The sequence below is a fragment of the Peribacillus sp. P4_C12 genome, assembly GCF_056402095.1.
Genome location: NZ_JBFUIB010000408.1, coordinates 1 through 3,390, shown reverse-complemented (window position 1 = coordinate 3,390; position 3,390 = coordinate 1). Strand labels below are relative to the sequence as shown.

The following is a 3,390-nucleotide window of genomic DNA, read 5'->3' as shown; positions in this document are numbered from 1 at the left end:
GCCGTAACTTAGCACGTAAGGTTGCCAAAACCTTCTATGAAGAGCGGGAAAAATTAGGCTTCCCGATTCTGAAAGTGAAAGGGGAGAATACAAATGAGCAAGCGTGATTTGTTATTGGAAATTGGATTGGAAGAGATGCCGGCTCGTTTTGTGACAGCGTCTATGAAACAGTTGTCAGATAAAGTACAGAAATGGCTTAAGGAAAAAGCAATTGAATTCGGAGCGGTTGAAGCTTTTTCCACACCAAGACGTTTGGCCATATTGGTAAAAGACGTTTCAGAATCACAAAAAGATATCGAAGAAGAAGCAAAAGGACCAGCTAAAAAAATTGCTTTGGACAGTGAAGGAAACTGGTCTAAAGCAGCATTGGGGTTTGTTAGAGGCCAAGGGATGACCGCCGAGGATATTTATTTTAAAGAACTTAAGGGTATTGAATATGCCCATGTAAATAAATTCATTAAAGGACAACCGACTTCCCAGCTTTTATCTGAGTTACAGGAAATTATCAGCGGGATGACGTTCCCGAAAAATATGCGTTGGGCCAACCAAGACCTTCGTTTCGTCCGTCCGATTAAATGGCTGATTGCATTATTCGGCAACGAAGTAGTGCCATTTTCCATAGCTGATGTTGAAACTGGCCGTGAAACAAAGGGACATCGCTTCTTAGGAGAAGTTTCAATGATAGAGGCTCCTGAACAGTACGAAGCAACGTTAAGAGACCAGTTTGTCATGGCTAATCCAGATAAACGTCGTAGTGTTATTTTAGAACAGATTAAAAGTCTTGAGCAGGAAAAAGGCTGGATTATCCCAGTTGATGAAGATCTGCTTGAAGAAGTCAATAATTTGGTGGAGTACCCAACGGTGTTATTTGGCCACTTTGAAGAAGAATTCCTTGAACTTCCAGCTGAAGTTTTGATCACTTCAATGAAGGAGCACCAACGTTATTTCCCAGTTAAAGATCAAGACGGTAAGTTACTCGCATTCTTTGTAACCGTTCGTAATGGAGATGACCGTCATCTAGAAAAGGTATCTAAAGGAAATGAAAAAGTGTTGCGTGCCCGTTTATCGGATGCGGCATTCTTCTTTAAAGAAGATCAGAAAAAAGAGATAGCAGATGCTTTGAAAAAACTCGACAGCATCGTTTATCATGAAGAAATAGGTACCTTAGCTGAGAAAACAGCCCGTGTAACAGCGGTAACAGGCGTTCTGGCAGATGCTTTGAATTTAAAGGCAGAAAAGGATCTGGCGCTTCGTGCAGCTGAAATTGCTAAATTTGATTTAGTCAGTCATATGGTTTATGAATTCCCCGAATTACAAGGGTATATGGGTGAGAAGTATGCGCTCCTAAAAGGAGAAGCAAAAGAAGTAGCGGCTGCAATCAATGAACACTACATGCCAAGACATGCGGATGACAATGTTCCGCCTTCTGTTATTGGAGCAGTTGTAAGTATAGCCGAAAAAATTGATACTCTCGCATCATTCTTTGCTATTGGCGTCATTCCAACCGGCTCCCAGGATCCATACGCATTGAGAAGACAGGCAAGTGGTGTTGTTCAAATTTTAGCGGAGAAAAAATGGAATATCTCTTTAGAAGAGCTTATTACTCTAGGACTTAAAGGACTTGAATCAAAAGGTCTTCTAAAACGCGATTTAGAGGAAGTAAAAGCAGACATGTTTACCTTCTTTAAAGCGCGGGTAAAACATTTACTTCAAGAACAGCAGATTCGTTATGATTTAATTGATGCCGTTCTGATCGACGAGATTGGGTTTATACACTCTTTAGTAGAACGTGCTCATGTATTGGACGCGAAAAAAGATGAAGCAGGCTTTAAAGAAAGCCTCGAAGCATTAAGTCGTGTTATGAATATTGCTGTAAAGTGTGACCATAAAGTGACAGTTGACCCGAATGCTTTTGAAAATGAGCAGGAAAAAGCGCTTTATGAAAAATATCAAACAGTAGCATTGCGATATGCTGAATCTAAAAAAGAGAAAGAGCGTTTTGAACATCTTATCTCGCTTCAATCGGAAATAGAATCATATTTCGAGAATACAATGGTCATGGCAGATGATGAAGCAATCCGTAATAACCGCTTATCCCTAATGAAAGAAATTAGCGATTTAGTTTCAGGCTTTGCGGCTATGAATAAAATTATCCTTTCATAATTGAAAGGATTCATCGAAATCGGAGACACTTTATATAAAGGTTTCCGATTTCTTAAAATATTAAATGGTCAATAAATAGGACAAACCTGCTTTTATTAAATAATATAGTATATAATTGTTAGATGAATAACTTTTGTTACTTTTCTCTGCGAAAGCAGTGGGGTGGTGATTATAATCCAATTGAATAAGCGTCAGGAGCATATTTTACAAATTGTTAAAGAGAATGGACCGATTACAGGTGAACATATTGCCGATAGACTGAGCCTTACAAGAGCGACGCTTCGTCCCGATCTTGCTATCTTAACGATGGCAGGCTTTCTTGATGCGAGGCCGCGTGTCGGGTATTTTTATACAGGCAGGTCAGGAACACAGCTTTTGACAGATAGTTTGAACCATCTTTATGTACGAGACTATCAATCGATCCCTGTCGTTGTTGATGAAGGCATTTCCGTATATGATGCAATCGTCATGATGTTTTTAGAAGATGTCGGTACCATGTTTGTTGTCGATAAGCATGCTCTGCTAGTTGGTGTCTTATCAAGGAAAGACTTGTTGCGTGCAAGTATAGGTAAGCAAGAACTTAACTCCATTCCAGTCAATATTATTATGACTAGGATGCCCAATATTACAATGTGTTCAAAAGAAGACTTAATGATTGATGTTGCCAAAAAATTGATTGATAAACAAATCGACTCATTACCGGTCGTCAAAGAAACAGAAAAAGGCTATGAAGTAATCGGAAGAATTACAAAAACCAATATAACAAAAGCATTCGTAGCTTTAGCTGATGAAGGCTATTAGGGGGCTTGCAAAAGGAATGACGGAGAATATGAACGGTTCTATTATATATGTTGTATCGGATTCAGTGGGGGAAACAGCGGAATTGGTTACAAAAGCAGCTGCAAGCCAGTTCTCGGGATCTGCTTTTTCCATAAAACGGATTCCGTATATTGAAGATGAACAAAACGTGGATGAAGTAATTTCACTGGCAAAATTAGATGGAGCGATCATTGCCTATACCCTTGTTAAGCCAACTATTAGAGCTTACATGAAAGCACAGGTCGAAAAAGAAAATCTGTCTGCTTATGACATTTTAGGGCCGCTCATGGACATCCTTCAGGAAAGAGCGCCAAAAGGACCGCTTAATGAACCTGGTCTCGTTAGAAAGCTTGATGATGATTATTTCAAGCGAGTCGAAGCCATTGAATTTGCGGTAAAATATGATGA

3 protein-coding genes and 1 pseudogene are annotated in these 3,390 nt (G+C 39.5%); all 4 read left to right on the top strand.

From position 1 onward, the window contains the following. A pseudogene (locus AC1DUW_RS23950) lies at window positions 1–107 on the top strand (glycine--tRNA ligase subunit alpha); the annotation flags it as partial. Continuing rightward, a complete protein-coding gene (gene glyS, locus AC1DUW_RS23945; protein ID WP_477643634.1) occupies window positions 94–2,163 on the top strand; it encodes a glycine--tRNA ligase subunit beta in 2,070 nt (689 codons plus the stop codon). The pseudogene AC1DUW_RS23950 and the gene glyS, both read left to right, overlap by 14 nt. 162 nt (window positions 2,164–2,325) lie before the next feature. Continuing rightward, window positions 2,326–2,964, top strand: coding sequence for a transcriptional regulator CcpN (gene ccpN, locus AC1DUW_RS23940; RefSeq protein ID WP_053346991.1), 639 nt, complete (start codon window positions 2,326–2,328; stop codon window positions 2,962–2,964). Between the two features lie 16 nt (window positions 2,965–2,980). Beyond that, the coding region (locus AC1DUW_RS23935) for a kinase/pyrophosphorylase (RefSeq protein ID WP_477643633.1) at window positions 2,981–3,390 on the top strand (410 nt) is incomplete at its 3' end.

Coding starts and splice junctions, on each gene's coding strand:
- glyS (WP_477643634.1), top strand. CDS start 94: ATGAGCAAGCGTGATTTGTTATTGGAAATTGGATTGGAAGAGATGCCG.